Raw genomic sequence first — 15,611 nt, forward strand, 5'->3', positions numbered from 1 at the left:
ATAGACATGGCTTGTTTTTAATCGCCAATCAATACGAAAAAATCACTATAACGATCAGTTGGTTTCAATCGTGTGATACCTAAATTACGCCTTATGCAATTTACTCAGGAGTGAAATTAAATCCACCTAGCTCGTTTGCAAACTAGGCAACTCTCGCTGAGCGACGCATCTTGAGGTTACTTAGGTATATACCGCTATCACATTTATGCACTTTACTCCGATATGTTACCAACTGCGTAATATTTGTCACATAAGGAATGATAAGGATTTGCCATGATTATTAGTAATTAATAACCAGACACAATTTCAGTCACAGGGAGTTGCGATGACGGCAGTGCTTGCTTTGTTTCGAGCCATGTTAGGTAGTCTAAGGGATCTCTTGCCGATCGTGGCGGTGATTGCTTTCTTCCAACTTGCTGTTTTGCAAGAGCCACTCCCTCATCTTTTGTCTATTCTAACCGGCTTAGTGCTGGTGGTCTTTGGGCTGACTTTCTTTATCTTTGGCCTTGAAATGGGGTTGTTCCCGATTGGCGAATCGATGGCGCAAGCATTTGCCAGAAAAGGGAGCGTGTTCTGGTTATTGACCTTCGCTTTCTGTTTAGGCTTTGGTACCACCATTGCCGAACCCGCGTTAACCGCAGTGGCTGCTGAAGCGGCAGAAGTCGCAGCTGAAGGTGGTGTTATTCCCAACTCTTTAGATGAAAGGGAACAATATGCCGATGGCCTGCGCTTCACCGTGGCGTTATCGGTCGGCATTGCCATTCTATTAGGAGTACTTCGGATCTTAAAAGGTTGGCCAATTCAGTACATGATCATCGGTGGTTATATTGGTGTGGTGGTGCTCACTGCATTTGCCCCGGAAAACATTATTGGGATTGCGTACGACTCTGGCGGTGTCACAACATCGACGATCACCGTTCCGTTAGTGACCGCATTAGGGGTGGGTTTAGCCTCGGCGATTAAAGGACGAAATCCTATGATTGATGGCTTTGGATTGATCGCGTTTGCTTCACTTCTGCCGATGATGTTTGTCATGGTGTACGGGATGGTGGTGACATGATCAGTGTGCAGCAATTTATCGACACCTTTCTAGGCACTGTGATGGATGTGATTCCGATTGCGGTGATCATCTTTGGTTTTCAGTTAGCGGTACTGCGTAAGCCTGTCAATAACCTAGCCAAAGTGCTCATCGGTTTCTTTTACGTCATTCTTGGCTTATCACTCTTTTTGATGGGGTTGGAGCTCGCGTTATTCCCTCTAGGGGAGACGATGGCAATGCAACTCACCGAACCAAGCTTTTTGACTGAGTTTAAGATCAGCTCTGGTCTTTCATTGGCTTGGTTTGATTATTACTGGGTTTACCTGTTTGCGTTTTGTATTGGTTTTAGTACCACGATAGCCGAGCCTTCTTTGATTGCTGTAGCGATTAAGGCAAACCAAGTATCCGGTGGCAGTATCAGTGTTAACGGACTGAGAATCGCTGTGGCATTAGGCGTTGCCATCGGTATCTCATTGGGTAGTTACCGTATTGTTGCGGGCGATCCTATTCATTACTACATTATTTGTGGCTATGTCATTGTGGTGATTCAAACCTTTTACGCCCCCAAATTGATCATTCCATTGGCCTACGATTCAGGCGGGGTTACGACATCTACCGTGACTGTACCTTTAGTGACGGCTCTTGGATTAGGGCTTGCTTCAACTGTACCGGGACGAAATCCAGTAATAGACGGTTTCGGCTTAATCGCCTTTGCGAGTTTGTTCCCCATCATTTCGGTGATGAGCTACGCCCAAATAACCCAATGGTTAAACCGTTTACACACCTCTAAGGAGAGCAAAGATGCGCTTTAAACTTATCCTAGCGTTTGTAGAAGAGAGCAAAACCGACATTGTGCTCGATGCCGCGCGTGATGCGGGCGCAACCGGAGCAACCGTGATTAATAATGCCAGAGGGCAGGGCTTAAACCAAAAGCGCACCTTCTTCGGATTAACATTAGAGGTGCAAAAAGATGTGCTGCTGTTTGTCGTTGAGGAGCATCTAGCAAGGCATATTCTTGAAAGAATTAGTGAAGTGGGGGAGTTTGACCAAGAATCGGGACAGGGTATTGCAGTACAGATAGATGTGGAAGATGCAGTCGGCGTTGCGCATCAAGTTGAGACGTTAACAAAGGTTGTGGAGGATGAGCTATGAGTACCAGTGAAAAGATCCGAGTAGGCGATGTCATGGCCAATACGTATGTGATTATCGATGGGCTAACTACGGTGTTTGAAGCGATAGAGATGGCTAAAAAGCACAAAGTGAAGGCAATCATTGTCGATAAACGCCACGAGGATGACGAGTACGGTATCGTGTTGATGAATGATATAGCAAAGAAAGTGTTGGCTAAAAATCGATCTCCGAAGCGAACCAATGTTTATGAAATCATGACCAAGCCAGCGCTAAGCGTATCTGCTGAGATGAACGTAAAGTATTGCGCTCGCCTGTTTGAACGCTTTGGTATCAGTCGCGCGCCAGTAGTTCGTGATAACAAGATAGTCGGTATGGTTAGTTACAATAATATCGTGATCAACGGTATGGCGAGAGATGACGTGTAGCATTTAGATACGTACAATAGGCTCATAAATTTTATGGAGAAGTACGTGTGAAATTATTTTTTGCTTCAGACCTACACGGTTCGCTGCCCGCAACAGAAAAGGTATTAGAACTCTACCAAGCGTCTGGTGCGCAATATTTAGTGCTATTGGGTGACATTCTGAATCATGGGCCAAGAAATCCGATTCCAGAAGGATACAATCCACCGGCGGTTGCAGAGAAGTTGAATGCGTTTTCTCAAGAGATCATCGCCGTTCGTGGTAACTGCGACAGTGAAGTGGATCAAATGCTGTTGTCTTTTCCAATGATGATGGATTACTCATGGGTGTTATTGGAATCAGGTCAGCGTATCTTTCTAACCCATGGTCATTTGTATAACACCACTAAACGACCAGCACTAAAAGCGGGTGATATTATTGCCCATGGGCATACCCATATTCCAGTTGCCGAATACCAAGATGATATCTTTATCTTTAACCCTAGTTCGGTGACATTCCCACGAGAGGGTCACGCAGCGAGCCATGGCATCTATGAAAATAATACCTTTAAAGTTATTAGCCTTGAAGGTGACGTAATTGTGAGTGGCGAGCTTTAAATAAACTCAATCGGCGGCGTTAGAAAAGGCTCACTTTGAGTCTACGTGGCCGAGGTCCCTGTCTGGAGCAATGATGTTTCGCACTCTTTGCTTCAGAACTTTCGATTCTGGAAAACCTTGATCTGCTTTTCTTTCCCAAATCTGCACACCATTACAAAAGATTTCGAACCTGCCTCCGGTGTCTGGATGCAAGCTCACTTGTTCAATTTCTTCGCTAAAGGTATGCAGCAGCTCTTGGCATAACCAACTAGAACGAAGCATCCAATTACACTGACGGCAATAGTGTATTGCGATTGTCGCTTTTGTTGCTGTCTCTTTAGCTGGCGTCAGATTTGGTTGATCCGTATTCATAGTTAATCCTTAAAATGCTACATCCGTAATTTGATACCAACGGCTAACAAAAAAGGGCATCATGCCCCTTTTCTATTGGTTTACCGTTTAATGGTATTCAGTTATTGATATACATAAATAACTGCAGAGTTTTAGTTTGAGAACAAAACGGTAGAACCGTGATTTAAGCTAGTGAGCAGCAGTGCTTTCTGATTAATAATATCAATGCGTCGGCTTTGCTCTGCATCCATCTTAATCACTTGAGTGATAAGTTCGAGTTGCTCTTCCGAAAAGTCTTGGCGCTCAGCCGAAGTTACATCTTTAAACTCCGTTGGCGAAATCAGTAAATAGTTATCGTTAATATCCCACTGACCTGTTTCTGATATGTTGATCACATTCGCAGGTGCAGTTTGAGTGCTGTACAGCCTAACCACTGACATTCTCAGGTACGTACCATTTGGTAGGTATTTCGCATTCGATGATAGTTCAACTCTACGCAGCGGGCCGATTGCATCAGCTTGCTTGTTGTCGCTAATCAGAGTCACCATTTTCGATTGCCACTCATGCTGAGTGAGCAAGCGCTCTACTTTTGCATCGCTGCCCCAATATAACCAACCACTTAAGAATGCAGATAGAACCAGTAAAATAATCGATACTTTTAATTTCATGTTACTGACCACCGTTACAAATGTCGTTTACATCCGACTGGTTTGCGTAAATTCTTAGGGTTACATTTTCGCTAGAGTAATCTTGCGGGTGAATGTAGTTGAGGGCAAGGTTGTTGGTCTGTCCACCTGTTGCAATCACCTCAGTCGGTTTCAGCATGCCAGTGTGATTAGTGTTGTAGCGCAATACACACTTCTCTATCGCAGGTAGCCAACTACTGAGATCAGGATGATTGATTGGGGTTTGAATCTTTACACCATCCACTTCAGTCAATGTTCTGAACTCGGATTCTGCGGGGTTAGTAAACGTTAAAACCAGAATTGGCATGATGAAAGCCGCAAGCAATAACGAAAACGCTAACCACTTATTGGTGCTTTTAACCGGGGTAGCAGTTGGTGTTGTTGCTGGTTCCACTTCAACTTTGGTTTCTTGAAACTTTGTAATTGACTCGGGCTCGACAGCTTCAGTCATTGCTTCTTCGGTCATTGTAGGCGTTGCAAACGTTAAGATAGGTTCTACGTCATTTTCTGCAATTTCAGCCGCTGCTGGCTGATCATTTGATGAAAGTGGTGCAGAGCGCTCAACGGTTGCAATAAATTGGTAACCGCGTTTAGGTACCGTTTTTACGAATTCTGGAGATTTGGTTGAGTCCTTGAGCATCTTTCTCAGGGTCGAAACTGCTTGCGTTAAGCTTGAGTCATCAACCTCAAAGCCTTGATCTCGCCAAACATACTCGTGCAATTCATTACGAGTGATAACTTCATTGGGTCTTTCTGACAGCATCAGGAGAATGCGGCTTTCATTGCTGCCAAGGCGCACGACTTCGCCGTCGCTCATTTGATCAACAAGTGAATTGCTATTTGGATCGAATACGAACCGCTGTGCGAGAATAAACTTTGTGCCGATATTGCTCATTGAATTCTTCTATTTTGGATGATTTTGAGTGCGAAATAGACAAATCTCAGGTGAAGTTCCGTTAATTCTTCACCAAATCATGGCTTCTTTTATGTTCTTTTATATTTATCAGGCTCAAGGATAATAAAAACAGATCAAAAAAACAGTGTTTTTATGGTTTTTGACCTTGAATTTACATTTGTCATCCTCATGTTAATGAACATAAGAGTGGCATCAAGTGTTACGCCCCTATGGTATTCAACATAAAGTATAGATGTTTTGGAGTAAAAATGAGCGAAACAGCAACGCAAAATAAAGAGACTCGTGGCTTTCAATCTGAAGTAAAACAATTACTTCACCTAATGATTCACTCACTGTATTCAAATAAAGAAATCTTCCTACGTGAGCTGATCTCTAACGCATCTGACGCGGCTGATAAGCTTCGTTTCCAAGCCTTGTCAAACGGTGACCTTTACCAAGGTGATGCAGACCTAGGCGTAAAATTATCTTTTAGCGCTGAAACCAATACTTTAACGATTTCTGATAACGGCATCGGCATGAGCCGCGACAACGTTATTGAGCATTTAGGTACGATTGCTAAATCGGGTACTGCAGACTTTTTCTCAAAGCTGTCTGAAGACCAAAGCAAAGACTCTCAATTGATTGGTCAATTTGGTGTTGGTTTCTATTCTGCATTCATCGTTGCAGACGCGGTAACGGTTCGCACACGTGCAGCAGGTCTAGCGAGTAATGAAGCTGTTCAGTGGCACTCTGCAGGGGAAGGTGATTACACCATCGAAGACATCACTAAAGAGTCTCGTGGTACTGATATCATTCTTCATATGCGCGAAGACGGTAAAGAATTCCTAAATGAATGGCGTCTGCGTGAAGTCATTGGTAAATACTCTGATCACATCGGTATCCCTGTCTCAATCTTAACTGCGGTTAAAGATGACGAAGGTAAAGACACCGAAGAGAAACATTGGGAACAGATTAACAAGGCTCAAGCACTTTGGACTCGTAACAAGTCTGATATCGAGAAAGAAGAGTACCAAGAGTTTTACAAGCACGTATCTCACGACTTTGCTGATCCACTAACGTGGAGCCATAACAAAGTTGAAGGTAAGAACGACTACACAAGCCTACTTTACATCCCAGCTAAAGCACCTTGGGATATGATGAATCGTGACCATAAGAGCGGCCTTAAGCTTTATGTACAGCGAGTATTCATCATGGATGATGCAGAGCAGTTCATGCCATCTTACATGCGTTTCGTTCGCGGCTTGATTGACTCAAACGATCTACCACTGAACGTGTCTCGTGAAATCCTGCAAGATAATAAGGTAACTCAGTCTCTTCGTGGCGCATGTACCAAGCGTGTCCTGACTATGCTTGAGCACATGGCGAAGAATGACAATGATAAGTACCTAGAGTTTTGGAAAGAGTTTGGCCTTGTACTGAAAGAAGGCCCAGCGGAAGACATGGCGAACAAAGAAAAAATCGCTGGTTTACTTCGTTTCTCGTCAACGGAAGTTGACTCTGCTGACCAAGCTATCAGCCTAGCTTCTTACGTTGAACGTATGAAGGAAGGCCAAGACAAGATTTATTACCTAACAGCAGATAACTACGCTGCCGCTAAGAACAGCCCGCATTTGGAGCAGTTCAAAGCAAAAGGTATCGAAGTGGTTCTAATGTACGATCGTATTGATGAGTACGTAATGAACTACCTGACTGATTTTGATGGTAAGCAGTTCCAATCGATCACCAAAGCGGGCTTAGACCTAAGCAAATTCGAAGGCGAAGAAGAGAAAGAGAAGCAAAAAGAGGCAGAAGAAGAGTTCAAATCTGTTGTTGAGCGCACTCAATCTTATCTTGGTGATCGTGTTAAAGAGGTTCGCACGACATTCAAGTTAGCAACTACACCTGCTGTTGTTGTTACCGATGATTTCGAGATGGGCACTCAAATGGCTAAACTTCTTGAAGCTGCGGGTCAAGCTGCTCCTGAGGTGAAGTACATCTTTGAGATTAACCCTGAACATGCGCTAGTTAAGCAGATGGCTGATGAAGCGGACGAACAAGCGTTTGGTCGCTGGGTTGAGCTATTACTTGGCCAGGCTATGCTGGCTGAAAAGGGCTCAATGGAAGATCCGTCACAATTCTTAGGTGCAATCAACGAACTACTGACAAAACGTTAGTCTTTCGACTTTGGGCTAAGCCCATAATTATGAATAAAAGCTCGCGAATGCGGGCTTTTTTTATGAACGTCGCTTAACTTCATCGAAATGCAGCTAAAGTCGCTAACAAGATGAACGCAAACGCTGTCGATACATTCTTTAGTCTTAATTTCAGCCAAATTGAATATTAATGTGATAGAATGCTCGACCTAATCAGCTGGGACTATGAACCTATCATCTCCAGCTGTATGATTTTTAAACGTTATACCGAAACTTACCGTTTTGCTTCTGTTTACAGTTGTGCTTAGCCTCAGTTGTTACCTAACCTCTCTTGTTTGACCTAAATTAAACCAGAAAGGCGGGATAGTGAGCTTCGGTATAAATCATAATTTTTATAAGAGGATTAAACATGCGCATCATTCTTCTAGGTGCTCCTGGCGCGGGTAAAGGTACTCAAGCTAACTTCATCATGAACAAATTTGGTATCCCTCAAATTTCAACTGGTGACATGCTACGTGCTGCTATCAAAGCGGGTACTGAGCTTGGTAAGCAAGCAAAATCAGTAATCGACGCTGGTCAGCTAGTTTCTGATGAAATTATCCTTGGTCTAATCAAAGAGCGTATCGCTCAAGATGACTGTGAGAAAGGTTTCCTACTAGACGGTTTCCCACGCACAATCCCACAAGCGGATGGCCTAAAAGAAATGGGCATTGCTGTTGATTACGTTGTTGAATTCGACGTAGCTGACGATGTGATTGTTGAGCGTATGGCTGGTCGTCGTGCTCACCTTCCTTCTGGTCGTACATACCACAGTGTGTACAACCCACCTAAAGAAGAAGGTAAAGATGACATCACTGGTGAAGAGCTAGTGGTTCGTGATGACGACAAAGAAGAAACAGTTCGTGCACGTCTAGGCGTATACCACGATCAAACGGCTCCGCTTATTTCTTACTACGGTAAGGAAGCAGAAGCAGGTAACACTAAGTACCTTAAATTTGATGGTACTAAGCAAGTTGCTGAAGTTAGTGCAGAACTTGAGAAAGCACTAGCATAATTGGCTAACAGCCAGTTTTAGAATTTGATATATTGGAAGCGACCGTTAAGGTCGCTTTTTTTGTTTCAATTTTTAGTAATATACCAATCTAGATAAATCGATTGTGCACTGTTTCCGCGGTACGGCTTAGATTCGCGAGGCTAACGCTCAAGGTGATATTGTGATAACCCAGGTTAAGAACGATTATTCTTAAATTTAGTGGCACAACAATGATCTTAAACTTATGCCGATTAGTATATTACGTTCCAGAAAATCACACATTGGTCTCAGGTATCTATGGAAAATAATAAAAAGCAGGGCGTTTTACTGGTGAACTTAGGAACACCAGATTCAGCGACCCCAGCTGGCGTTCGTCGATTTTTGAGTGAATTCTTACACGATAAGCGAGTCGTAAACCTAACGCGTTGGCTTTGGTGTCCTATTTTACATGGGGTGATCTTACCGATTAGAGCGCCGAAAGTGGCTAAGCTGTATCAGTCTGTTTGGATGGATGAAGGCTCACCACTGCTTGTGTACTCTCAAAGACAAGCCGACAAGCTCCAGAAAAAATTAGAGATGCCCGTAGCGCTGGGTATGACCTATGGCAACCCAAGCCTTAAGACGGGGGTCGAGCAACTGATGGAGCAGGGTGTTGAAGACATTATCGTCCTGCCTTTATATCCTCAGTACTCAGGTACAACCACAGCGGCTGTTTCTGATGGTTTAACCAAAGCCTTTAAGCAGATGTCAGTGATTCCGAGCTATCGCTTTATTCGCGACTACTACGCGCACCCAAGCTACGCAAAAGCATTGGCTGAAAGTGTTCGTAGTCATTGGGATAAAAATGGCAGAGGTGATCATTTAGTGTGTTCTTTCCACGGTATTCCGAAGCGACTCGCTGATGAAGGTGACATCTACCCTCAACATTGTGAAGCGACGACAAAATTACTTGCTGCTGAGTTAGGCTTATCTGCGGACGATATCACTATGACATACCAGTCTCGATTTGGTCGAGAAGAGTGGTTGAAGCCTTACACTGACGAGACACTTGAATCACTGCCGAGTAAGGGCATCAAGAAGATTGATATCATGGCTCCTGCGTTCTCGGTTGACTGTTTGGAAACGTTGGAAGAGATTTCTGACCAGTGTAAAGAGACGTTCATTGATGCTGGTGGCTCAGACTTTAGCTACATTATGTGTCTCAACGACAGAGACTCACACATCGATATGATGGCTGAGCTAGTGGCGCTTCATCGCTAACTGATATGCCAATAGAATAAATAACAAAAGGGCTGCTCATTGAGCAGCCCTTTTTGATCTTGGATGTTTCTTCTTGAAATCGATCTAGCTATTAAGCGACCGAAGTTTCTGCTTTTGGTTCTGCTTCAAGCGTCATGTTGGTTTCTACACCATGCATCCATGATACAAGCTTGCCAGCACAAAGAAGCAGTAAGACGCCACTTATTGTCGCTGTAATTGCGATACCACCGAAGATAGACATTGCGCCAAGCTCACCAACGTGAGAACCCACAAGGCCAGCTACGTAGTTTGCGACAGCATTGAAACCAAACCATGCACCCATCATTAACGATGCTAGACGAAGCGGAGCTAACTTAGTGACCAACGACAGGCCAATAGGAGATAGACAAAGCTCACCAAGAGTATGGAAGAAGAAAGCACCGACTAGCCACAGCATTGATGTTTTCACTGTTAGGTCGCCACCTTGCTCCATTACTGCGCCCATCATGCACACAAAGCCTAGTGCTAAGAAAAACAACGCCATCGCAAATTTCACTGGCGAGTTTGGTTCACGCTTACCAAGCTTGACCCAAAATGCAGCAATGATTGGTGCAAGTGTAATGATGAAAAATGGGTTCAGAGATTGGAACCAAGCTGCAGGAACTTCAAAGCCACCAATCATACGGTCAGTATATTGTTGAGTGTAGATGTTCATCAAACCGCCAGCTTGTTCAAAGCCAGCCCAGAAAACGATTACGAACAGACCCATAACAAGAATAACTTTTAGTCTGTCGAACTCTTCTTTGGTCAGTGGTGTTTTCTCTTTCGATTTGTTCAGCGCTTTCGCTCGTGCAGCTGCAGGTACTGAGCCAATGTTGCCTAACCATGACTGAGCCATCGTCAATTGCATAACTAAGCTAATAACCATACCGATACCAGCGGCTAGGAAGCCAGCTTTCCAGCCGAATGAATCGACTGCAGCACCTGAAATTAAGCCACCCAGTAGCGCGCCTAAGTTGATGCCCATGTAGAAAATGGTGAAAGCGCCGTCACGTCGGTTATCGCCTTCTTGGTATAGGTCGCCAACCATGGTCGAGATGTTTGGTTTAAACATACCGTTACCACTGATAAGCAGTGCTAAACCTAGATAAAGAGCATTTACTTGGTCTAAGCCAATAGCGCCGTTAGGAAGAGCAAGTGTAAATTGGCCTAATGCCATTAATACACCGCCCACTAGGATCGATTTACGTTGTCCTAAGTAGTTATCGGCAAGCCAGCCGCCGATTAATGGCGTGATATAGACTAAACCAGTATAGATACCATAAAGATCGAGGGCATCTTTTGTTGACCAACCAAGGCCACCATTGATAGTGGTATCGGTAAGAAATAAAACAAGGATCGCACGCATTGCATAGTAGGAGAAACGTTCCCATAGCTCTGTGCTAAAAAGTAGAAATAGGCCTCTAGGATGGCCAAAGATGTTGTGATTGCTTGGCATAAGTTTTACTAATTTTAGGTATTAAAAGATTTTATAGTTCCTTATGTATACAGAGTGGAATAACCATCTGCAATAGGTGTCTTTTATGGTCACGATAACTATTTTTTTATAAGCTCATGAAAATACTGGGTTTTACTGGGAATGTTGCCCAGATAATGCGTGCTGCAAACTAATTTTCCAGTTTTGAGTTGAGCGCATAGTGTTCTTTTTAAAAGAATTATCGAATGCTAACCGTCGAATTGATTGGTTTGTTGGATGGTTTCTGGGTTTAAATGGTGTGTCGTTCCTTTTGTGTGTCGCATACATAGCCTTACAATAATGCGTCTTTTTATCTGTAAATGTTCCCTGTACAATGCTTAACCACTTTTTGTCCCTATGGCTTTTTGTTGATAAGTTGGCCTGTTACGCATAATTTATTGCTTATCAGGATTCATTTTATTAACGGTGATTAACGATTTTAGGCTTGTGGTAATATGTCCCAAAATAGAAAATGGCTAGTAAAATGAAACGTTGGTATTTACTTTACTGTAAGCGTGGCGATCAAAAACGCGCTCAACAGCACCTAGAAAACCAGGGGGTAGAGTGCTTTTATCCTCAAATCGATGTCAAGAAGGTCGTGAGAGGGAAAGAGAAGCAGGTCAAAGAACCGCTGTTCCCGTCTTATATCTTTGTTCGCTTTGATTATGAGCAAGGCCCTAGTTTTACGACAGTTCGTTCGACTCGTGGCGTTGTCGACTTTATTAAGTTTGGCGCAAGGCCACATGAAGTCCAAGGCGACTTAGTGTATGAACTGAAAGAGTTTGAGAAGTGTTGCGAAGATGAACCTGAAGAGTGCTGTGTTGAGTTTGAATCAGGGCAAGTGGTCAAGATCAATAGTGGTCAGTTTGCTGGGGTTGAAGCTATTTTCCATCAGAAAGATGGTGAAGCTCGATCTATTATGCTGGTAAAAATGATCAGCAAAGTGGTTCCGATCAGTATTGAGAACGAAGCACTACAAGCTCACGCATAAGTGCAGTAATACAAAGCAAAAAATAGGCTTAAAACAAAAAGGCGCATAATGCGCCTTTTTTAGTCTTTAGGATTTGTTCAAAACGCGCTAAGCGTTGTAAGCATCGTTGTGAACGGCTTGTACTGCACGGCCTGATGGGTCGACACAGTTTTTGAATGACTCATCCCACTCAATCGCTTTCGCTGATGAACAAGCAACTGAAGGGCCACCAGGTACACATTCTGCCGCTGATTCTAGAGGGAATAGCTCCTCAAAAATTTCACGGTAAGCATAACCTTCTTTGGTTGTTGGCGTGTTGTAAGGGAAACGGAACTTCGCAGCTTCCATTTGTTGATCCGTTACTTTTTCTTCAGCCGTTGCTTTTAATGTGTCAATCCAATCGTAGCCAACACCATCAGAGAACTGCTCTTTTTGACGCCATGCAATTGAATCTGGTAGGTAGTCTTCAAAACACTCACGTAGAATGTGTTTCTCCATTTTACCGTTACCACACATCTTATCTTCAGGGTTCAAACGCATTGCTACATCGATGAACTCTTTGTCCAAGAATGGAACACGACCTTCAACACCCCATGCCGCAAGAGATTTATTGGCGCGAGCACAGTCAAACATGCTTAGAGCAAGAAGTTTACGCACGGTTTCTTCGTGGAACTCTTTTGCATTTGGCGCTTTATGGAAGTACAGGTAGCCACCAAAGATCTCATCAGCACCTTCACCAGACAGTACCATTTTGATACCCATTGCCTTGATCTTACGAGCAAGCAAGTACATCGGCGTTGAAGCACGAATCGTCGTTACATCGTAAGTTTCAATGTGGTAGATAACATCACGGATTGCATCTAAGCCTTCCTGAATGGTGTAAGTCATCTCGTGGTGTACGGTACCAATCTTATCTGCAACTTCACGAGCAGCGATAAGGTCAGGCGCGTTTTCTAGACCTACTGCGAATGAGTGTAGTTGTGGCCACCAAGCTTCTGATTTCTCATCGTCTTCGATACGCATTGCAGCAAAACGTTTAGCGACTGCTGAAGTGATTGAAGAATCAAGACCACCAGATAGAAGTACACCATAAGGTACATCTGTCATTAGTTGACGTTTAACTGCAGCTTCTAGCGCTTCAGTCAGTTCTTCTTTACTTGTGCTGTTACCTTGTACCGCAGCGTATTCATTCCAATCGCGGATGTAGTAGCGATGAGGCTCTGCATCTTTCGAAGAATAGAAGCTACCAGGAGGGAACTCACTGATCGTCTTGCATACTTCAACGAGTGCTTTCATCTCTGAAGCAACGTAGTAGTTACCGTGCTCGTCGTAGCCTTGGTAAAGCGGGATGATACCAATATGATCACGGCCGACTAGGTACTCGTCTTTCTCTTCGTCGTATAAAACGAATGCGAAAATACCGTTAAGTTCTTCTAAAAGGTCCGCGCCCATTTCTTGGTATAACGCTAGGATAACTTCACAGTCAGAATCAGTCTGGAACTGGTACTTATCTTCATAGCGTGCGCGAAGTTCTTTGTGGTTATAAATTTCGCCATTCACTGCAAGAATGTGCTTTTTATCTTGGCTGTATAGTGGTTGTGCACCACTGTTAAGACCAACGATAGCCAAACGCTCGTGAGCAAGAATTGCTTTTTCACCAGCATAGATACCAGACCAGTCTGGGCCACGGTGACGAAGCTTTTTAGACATTTCTAAAGCAATAGGGCGAAGTGCTGCGGCATCACTTTTAATGTCGAGAATGCCAAATACTGAACACATAGAACTTCCTTTTAAATAATTTCTAAATCAACTGTATTCAATTTGCCATTCTGGCTAAAAAAAGCAACCGAATGTGAGCAAAAAAATAATATAAAGGGGTTTCTGTTAGAAATTATCTAATTTTAAGGTGGTTTTGGTGAGTGGTGTCTAATTGCGGTTGGTTTTTTAAACAAAAACCTCTCAAAAGTGCAAAAGAACAGCAATTTTGAGAGGTTAACTAGACAATGTTTAGGATTAGATCTTATTGATGTTAGGGTTTAATTGCTCACATACGTGTCGAGCAAAACCACTACCAGCTTCACTGTAGATGTTGAATGCTGCATCGACACCATTCTCTTTCAATGTTTCTAGCTGGTCGGAGTATTCAGCAATGGCGGCGATTTGACCTTTAAAATCACGTGATTTTAGCTGCTCTAAGGCTGTTTGATTACCTTGGTGATGAGGCATCGCCAAGATCACTAACTTCACGTTTGCTGTATCTAATATACGCTCCCAGAAATCTGGGTCGGTTGCGTCGCCAGAAATAACGTTTCTTCCAAGGCTTCTATGGTTGTGTGCGGCTTCTTCACGAACTTCGACACCTAAGCTAACCTTGCCATAGCGAGAACGCAATTCATCGTAGGCGCCGGTACCAATGCGCCCCATACCAAGAATAAGCACTTGTGCGCGACCAGGATCAATTCGTTTATCACGTTGGTGAAGCTTTTCAGCAGCGTGCTCTTTGAGCCACTTACCTGACTGTTGATAAAGCTTATGACCCGCTTTGTTTAAAGGAGCAGCGATTAAGAACGACAACGAAACCGCAATTGCCACCGCCACTAATATATCGCCAGACATCCACCCCATCTTAAAGGCAAGACCACCGACGATAAGACCAAATTCACTGTAGTTAAATAATGATAGAGAGGCGAGTAGAGAGGTTCGAACACGGAATTTGAAGCGGTTGAGTACCAAGAAGTAAAGCACGCCTTTCACTGGCAGCAACAGTAAAAATAAGATGGCGAGCATAAAGCCTTGAATGGTAGGTTGCTCGGATAATCCAATATTCAAGAAGAAGCAGACAAGGAAAAGCTCTTTGAGGTTAAACAGCGATTTCGACAGCTCTGAAGCTTTTGGGTGACCGGCTAACAACATACCTAAGATCAGAGCACCTAGATCTGGTTTAACCCCTACAAACTGGAACAAGCCTGCACCGACGACCAATGCGAAGAAAATGCCGAACAGCACCAACATTTCGCCGTGACCAACCCAGTCGAGGACTTTGTAGAACAATGGACGACAGAATGGCAAAGCGAACAGTGCGATGGCATACCACTCTGGAATTTTGCCTGTCGATGCCGTTAAGAAGACCACGGCAAAGATATCCTGCATGACCAGAATACCGATCGCTAATGTTCCATAGGTCGCATTCATTTCCCCTTTCTCTTGCAGAGACTTAACTGCGAATACGGTACTAGAGAATGAAAGGGCAAAACCGAGTAGAACAATCTGTTCTATTGACATGGCTGCCAACGAGGAAATACCTAGGAATTTAAAACCAAACAGGGCGACCGCAAAAAACAGAGTGGATAAAAGGTTGTGGATTGTTGCGCCAGCCCAGATCTCTTTAGAGAGCAGGGTTTTGATATCGAGCTTTAAGCCAATCGTAAATAGAAGCAGGGTGACACCAAGGTCAGCCAAGGTAATGATGGTGTCATTGGTTTCAAAACCCAGAGCAAAGAGCCCAAAACCAGCGACCAAAAAGCCGACCAATGGGGGAAGGTGACACTTTAAAGCAATAAATCCTGCAATAAACGCAGTGGATATTAATATAAGTTCCATA

General features: G+C 43.7%; 15 protein-coding genes. 9 read left to right on the plus strand and 6 right to left on the minus strand.

Annotation, left to right across the window (positions count from 1 at the left end):
• Positions 1 to 325: 325 nt before the first annotated feature.
• From AACR09_RS03130 to yfcE, 5 genes are read left to right on the plus strand one after another with little or no spacing between them, the layout of a single operon-like run.
• On the plus strand, positions 326 to 1,060 hold the full coding sequence (locus AACR09_RS03130) for a DUF1538 domain-containing protein (RefSeq protein ID WP_017079455.1): 735 nt from the start codon (positions 326 to 328) through the stop codon (positions 1,058 to 1,060).
• Positions 1,057 to 1,851 (plus strand): DUF1538 domain-containing protein, encoded by a 795-nt coding sequence (locus tag AACR09_RS03135; RefSeq protein ID WP_017090179.1) that lies wholly within the window; start codon positions 1,057 to 1,059, stop codon positions 1,849 to 1,851. The genes AACR09_RS03130 and AACR09_RS03135 overlap by 4 nt, the downstream gene beginning before the upstream one ends.
• Positions 1,841 to 2,191, plus strand: coding sequence for a P-II family nitrogen regulator (locus AACR09_RS03140; RefSeq protein ID WP_004734245.1), 351 nt, complete (start codon positions 1,841 to 1,843; stop codon positions 2,189 to 2,191). Before AACR09_RS03135 ends, AACR09_RS03140 begins: the two co-directional genes overlap by 11 nt.
• Positions 2,188 to 2,595: a CBS domain-containing protein gene (locus AACR09_RS03145; protein WP_102573022.1), complete on the plus strand. Its 408-nt coding sequence runs from the start codon at positions 2,188 to 2,190 to the stop codon at positions 2,593 to 2,595. The genes AACR09_RS03140 and AACR09_RS03145 overlap by 4 nt, the downstream gene beginning before the upstream one ends.
• A gap of 47 nt (positions 2,596 to 2,642) precedes the next feature.
• Positions 2,643 to 3,188 carry a phosphodiesterase gene (gene yfcE / locus AACR09_RS03150; RefSeq protein WP_102560661.1) on the plus strand — a complete coding sequence of 182 codons (546 nt, stop codon included), beginning with the start codon at positions 2,643 to 2,645 and terminating at the stop codon, positions 3,186 to 3,188.
• 30 nt (positions 3,189 to 3,218) lie between these two features.
• Here yfcE and AACR09_RS03155 read toward each other — a convergent pair whose 3' ends face one another.
• The 3 genes from AACR09_RS03155 to AACR09_RS03165 form a co-directional block, all read right to left on the minus strand.
• Complete coding sequence (locus tag AACR09_RS03155) at positions 3,219 to 3,539, minus strand: SelT/SelW/SelH family protein (RefSeq protein ID WP_108162082.1); 321 nt, start codon at positions 3,537 to 3,539, stop codon at positions 3,219 to 3,221.
• A gap of 131 nt (positions 3,540 to 3,670) precedes the next feature.
• Positions 3,671 to 4,186 carry a regulatory protein ToxS gene (locus AACR09_RS03160; protein WP_004734241.1) on the minus strand — a complete coding sequence of 172 codons (516 nt, stop codon included), beginning with the start codon at positions 4,184 to 4,186 and terminating at the stop codon, positions 3,671 to 3,673.
• A 1-nt stretch (position 4,187) separates the two neighbouring features.
• On the minus strand, positions 4,188 to 5,099 hold the full coding sequence (locus AACR09_RS03165) for a transcriptional regulator (protein WP_054547641.1): 912 nt from the start codon (positions 5,097 to 5,099) through the stop codon (positions 4,188 to 4,190).
• Between the two features lie 269 nt (positions 5,100 to 5,368).
• On the opposite strand from AACR09_RS03165, the gene htpG reads away from it, so the two are divergent.
• The 3 genes from htpG to hemH all read left to right on the plus strand — a co-directional run bounded on the left by htpG (position 5,369) and on the right by hemH (position 9,545).
• Positions 5,369 to 7,273 carry a molecular chaperone HtpG gene (htpG, locus tag AACR09_RS03170; RefSeq protein WP_193836004.1) on the plus strand — a complete coding sequence of 635 codons (1,905 nt, stop codon included), beginning with the start codon at positions 5,369 to 5,371 and terminating at the stop codon, positions 7,271 to 7,273.
• A gap of 388 nt (positions 7,274 to 7,661) precedes the next feature.
• A complete protein-coding gene (gene adk, locus AACR09_RS03175) occupies positions 7,662 to 8,306 on the plus strand; it encodes an adenylate kinase (protein WP_004734238.1) in 645 nt (214 codons plus the stop codon).
• A gap of 276 nt (positions 8,307 to 8,582) precedes the next feature.
• Positions 8,583 to 9,545, plus strand: coding sequence for a ferrochelatase (gene hemH / locus AACR09_RS03180; protein WP_193836005.1), 963 nt, complete (start codon positions 8,583 to 8,585; stop codon positions 9,543 to 9,545).
• A gap of 91 nt (positions 9,546 to 9,636) precedes the next feature.
• Here the strand turns inward: hemH and AACR09_RS03185 are convergent, their stop codons facing one another.
• Positions 9,637 to 11,022: a peptide MFS transporter gene (locus AACR09_RS03185; protein ID WP_004734236.1), complete on the minus strand. Its 1,386-nt coding sequence runs from the start codon at positions 11,020 to 11,022 to the stop codon at positions 9,637 to 9,639.
• 502 nt (positions 11,023 to 11,524) lie between these two features.
• Here AACR09_RS03185 and rfaH point away from each other — a divergent pair.
• Positions 11,525 to 12,031 carry a transcription/translation regulatory transformer protein RfaH gene (gene rfaH, locus AACR09_RS03190; protein ID WP_004734235.1) on the plus strand — a complete coding sequence of 169 codons (507 nt, stop codon included), beginning with the start codon at positions 11,525 to 11,527 and terminating at the stop codon, positions 12,029 to 12,031.
• A gap of 87 nt (positions 12,032 to 12,118) precedes the next feature.
• Here rfaH and asnB read toward each other — a convergent pair whose 3' ends face one another.
• Both asnB and AACR09_RS03200 read right to left on the minus strand, forming a co-directional pair.
• Entirely contained in the window at positions 12,119 to 13,789 is a 1,671-nt protein-coding gene (gene asnB, locus AACR09_RS03195) for an asparagine synthase B (protein WP_193836006.1), read from the minus strand.
• Between the two features lie 234 nt (positions 13,790 to 14,023).
• The gene (locus tag AACR09_RS03200) at positions 14,024 to 15,610 is read right to left on the minus strand and encodes a cation:proton antiporter family protein (protein WP_017093863.1); all 1,587 of its coding nucleotides are present in this window, start codon (positions 15,608 to 15,610) and stop codon (positions 14,024 to 14,026) included.
• Position 15,611 lies beyond the last annotated feature (1 nt).

Origin of the sequence: Vibrio sp. OPT20 (assembly GCF_963889365.1) — a bacterium.
Classification (GTDB): domain Bacteria; phylum Pseudomonadota; class Gammaproteobacteria; order Enterobacterales; family Vibrionaceae; genus Vibrio; species Vibrio splendidus.

What these genes read in the sequence shown, in the direction of transcription:
- AACR09_RS03185 (WP_004734236.1), bottom strand. Translation starts at nt 11,022, where the DNA reads ATGCCAAGCAATCACAACATCTTTGGCCATCCTAGAGGCCTATTTCTA.
- AACR09_RS03145 (WP_102573022.1), top strand. Translation starts at nt 2,188, where the DNA reads ATGAGTACCAGTGAAAAGATCCGAGTAGGCGATGTCATGGCCAATACG.
- AACR09_RS03165 (WP_054547641.1), bottom strand. Translation starts at nt 5,099, where the DNA reads ATGAGCAATATCGGCACAAAGTTTATTCTCGCACAGCGGTTCGTATTC.
- AACR09_RS03135 (WP_017090179.1), top strand. Translation starts at nt 1,057, where the DNA reads ATGATCAGTGTGCAGCAATTTATCGACACCTTTCTAGGCACTGTGATG.
- hemH (WP_193836005.1), top strand. Translation starts at nt 8,583, where the DNA reads ATGGAAAATAATAAAAAGCAGGGCGTTTTACTGGTGAACTTAGGAACA.
- AACR09_RS03160 (WP_004734241.1), bottom strand. Translation starts at nt 4,186, where the DNA reads ATGAAATTAAAAGTATCGATTATTTTACTGGTTCTATCTGCATTCTTA.
- AACR09_RS03200 (WP_017093863.1), bottom strand. Translation starts at nt 15,610, where the DNA reads ATGGAACTTATATTAATATCCACTGCGTTTATTGCAGGATTTATTGCT.
- asnB (WP_193836006.1), bottom strand. Translation starts at nt 13,789, where the DNA reads ATGTGTTCAGTATTTGGCATTCTCGACATTAAAAGTGATGCCGCAGCA.
- AACR09_RS03155 (WP_108162082.1), bottom strand. Translation starts at nt 3,539, where the DNA reads ATGAATACGGATCAACCAAATCTGACGCCAGCTAAAGAGACAGCAACA.
- AACR09_RS03130 (WP_017079455.1), top strand. Translation starts at nt 326, where the DNA reads ATGACGGCAGTGCTTGCTTTGTTTCGAGCCATGTTAGGTAGTCTAAGG.
- rfaH (WP_004734235.1), top strand. Translation starts at nt 11,525, where the DNA reads ATGAAACGTTGGTATTTACTTTACTGTAAGCGTGGCGATCAAAAACGC.
- adk (WP_004734238.1), top strand. Translation starts at nt 7,662, where the DNA reads ATGCGCATCATTCTTCTAGGTGCTCCTGGCGCGGGTAAAGGTACTCAA.
- htpG (WP_193836004.1), top strand. Translation starts at nt 5,369, where the DNA reads ATGAGCGAAACAGCAACGCAAAATAAAGAGACTCGTGGCTTTCAATCT.
- AACR09_RS03140 (WP_004734245.1), top strand. Translation starts at nt 1,841, where the DNA reads ATGCGCTTTAAACTTATCCTAGCGTTTGTAGAAGAGAGCAAAACCGAC.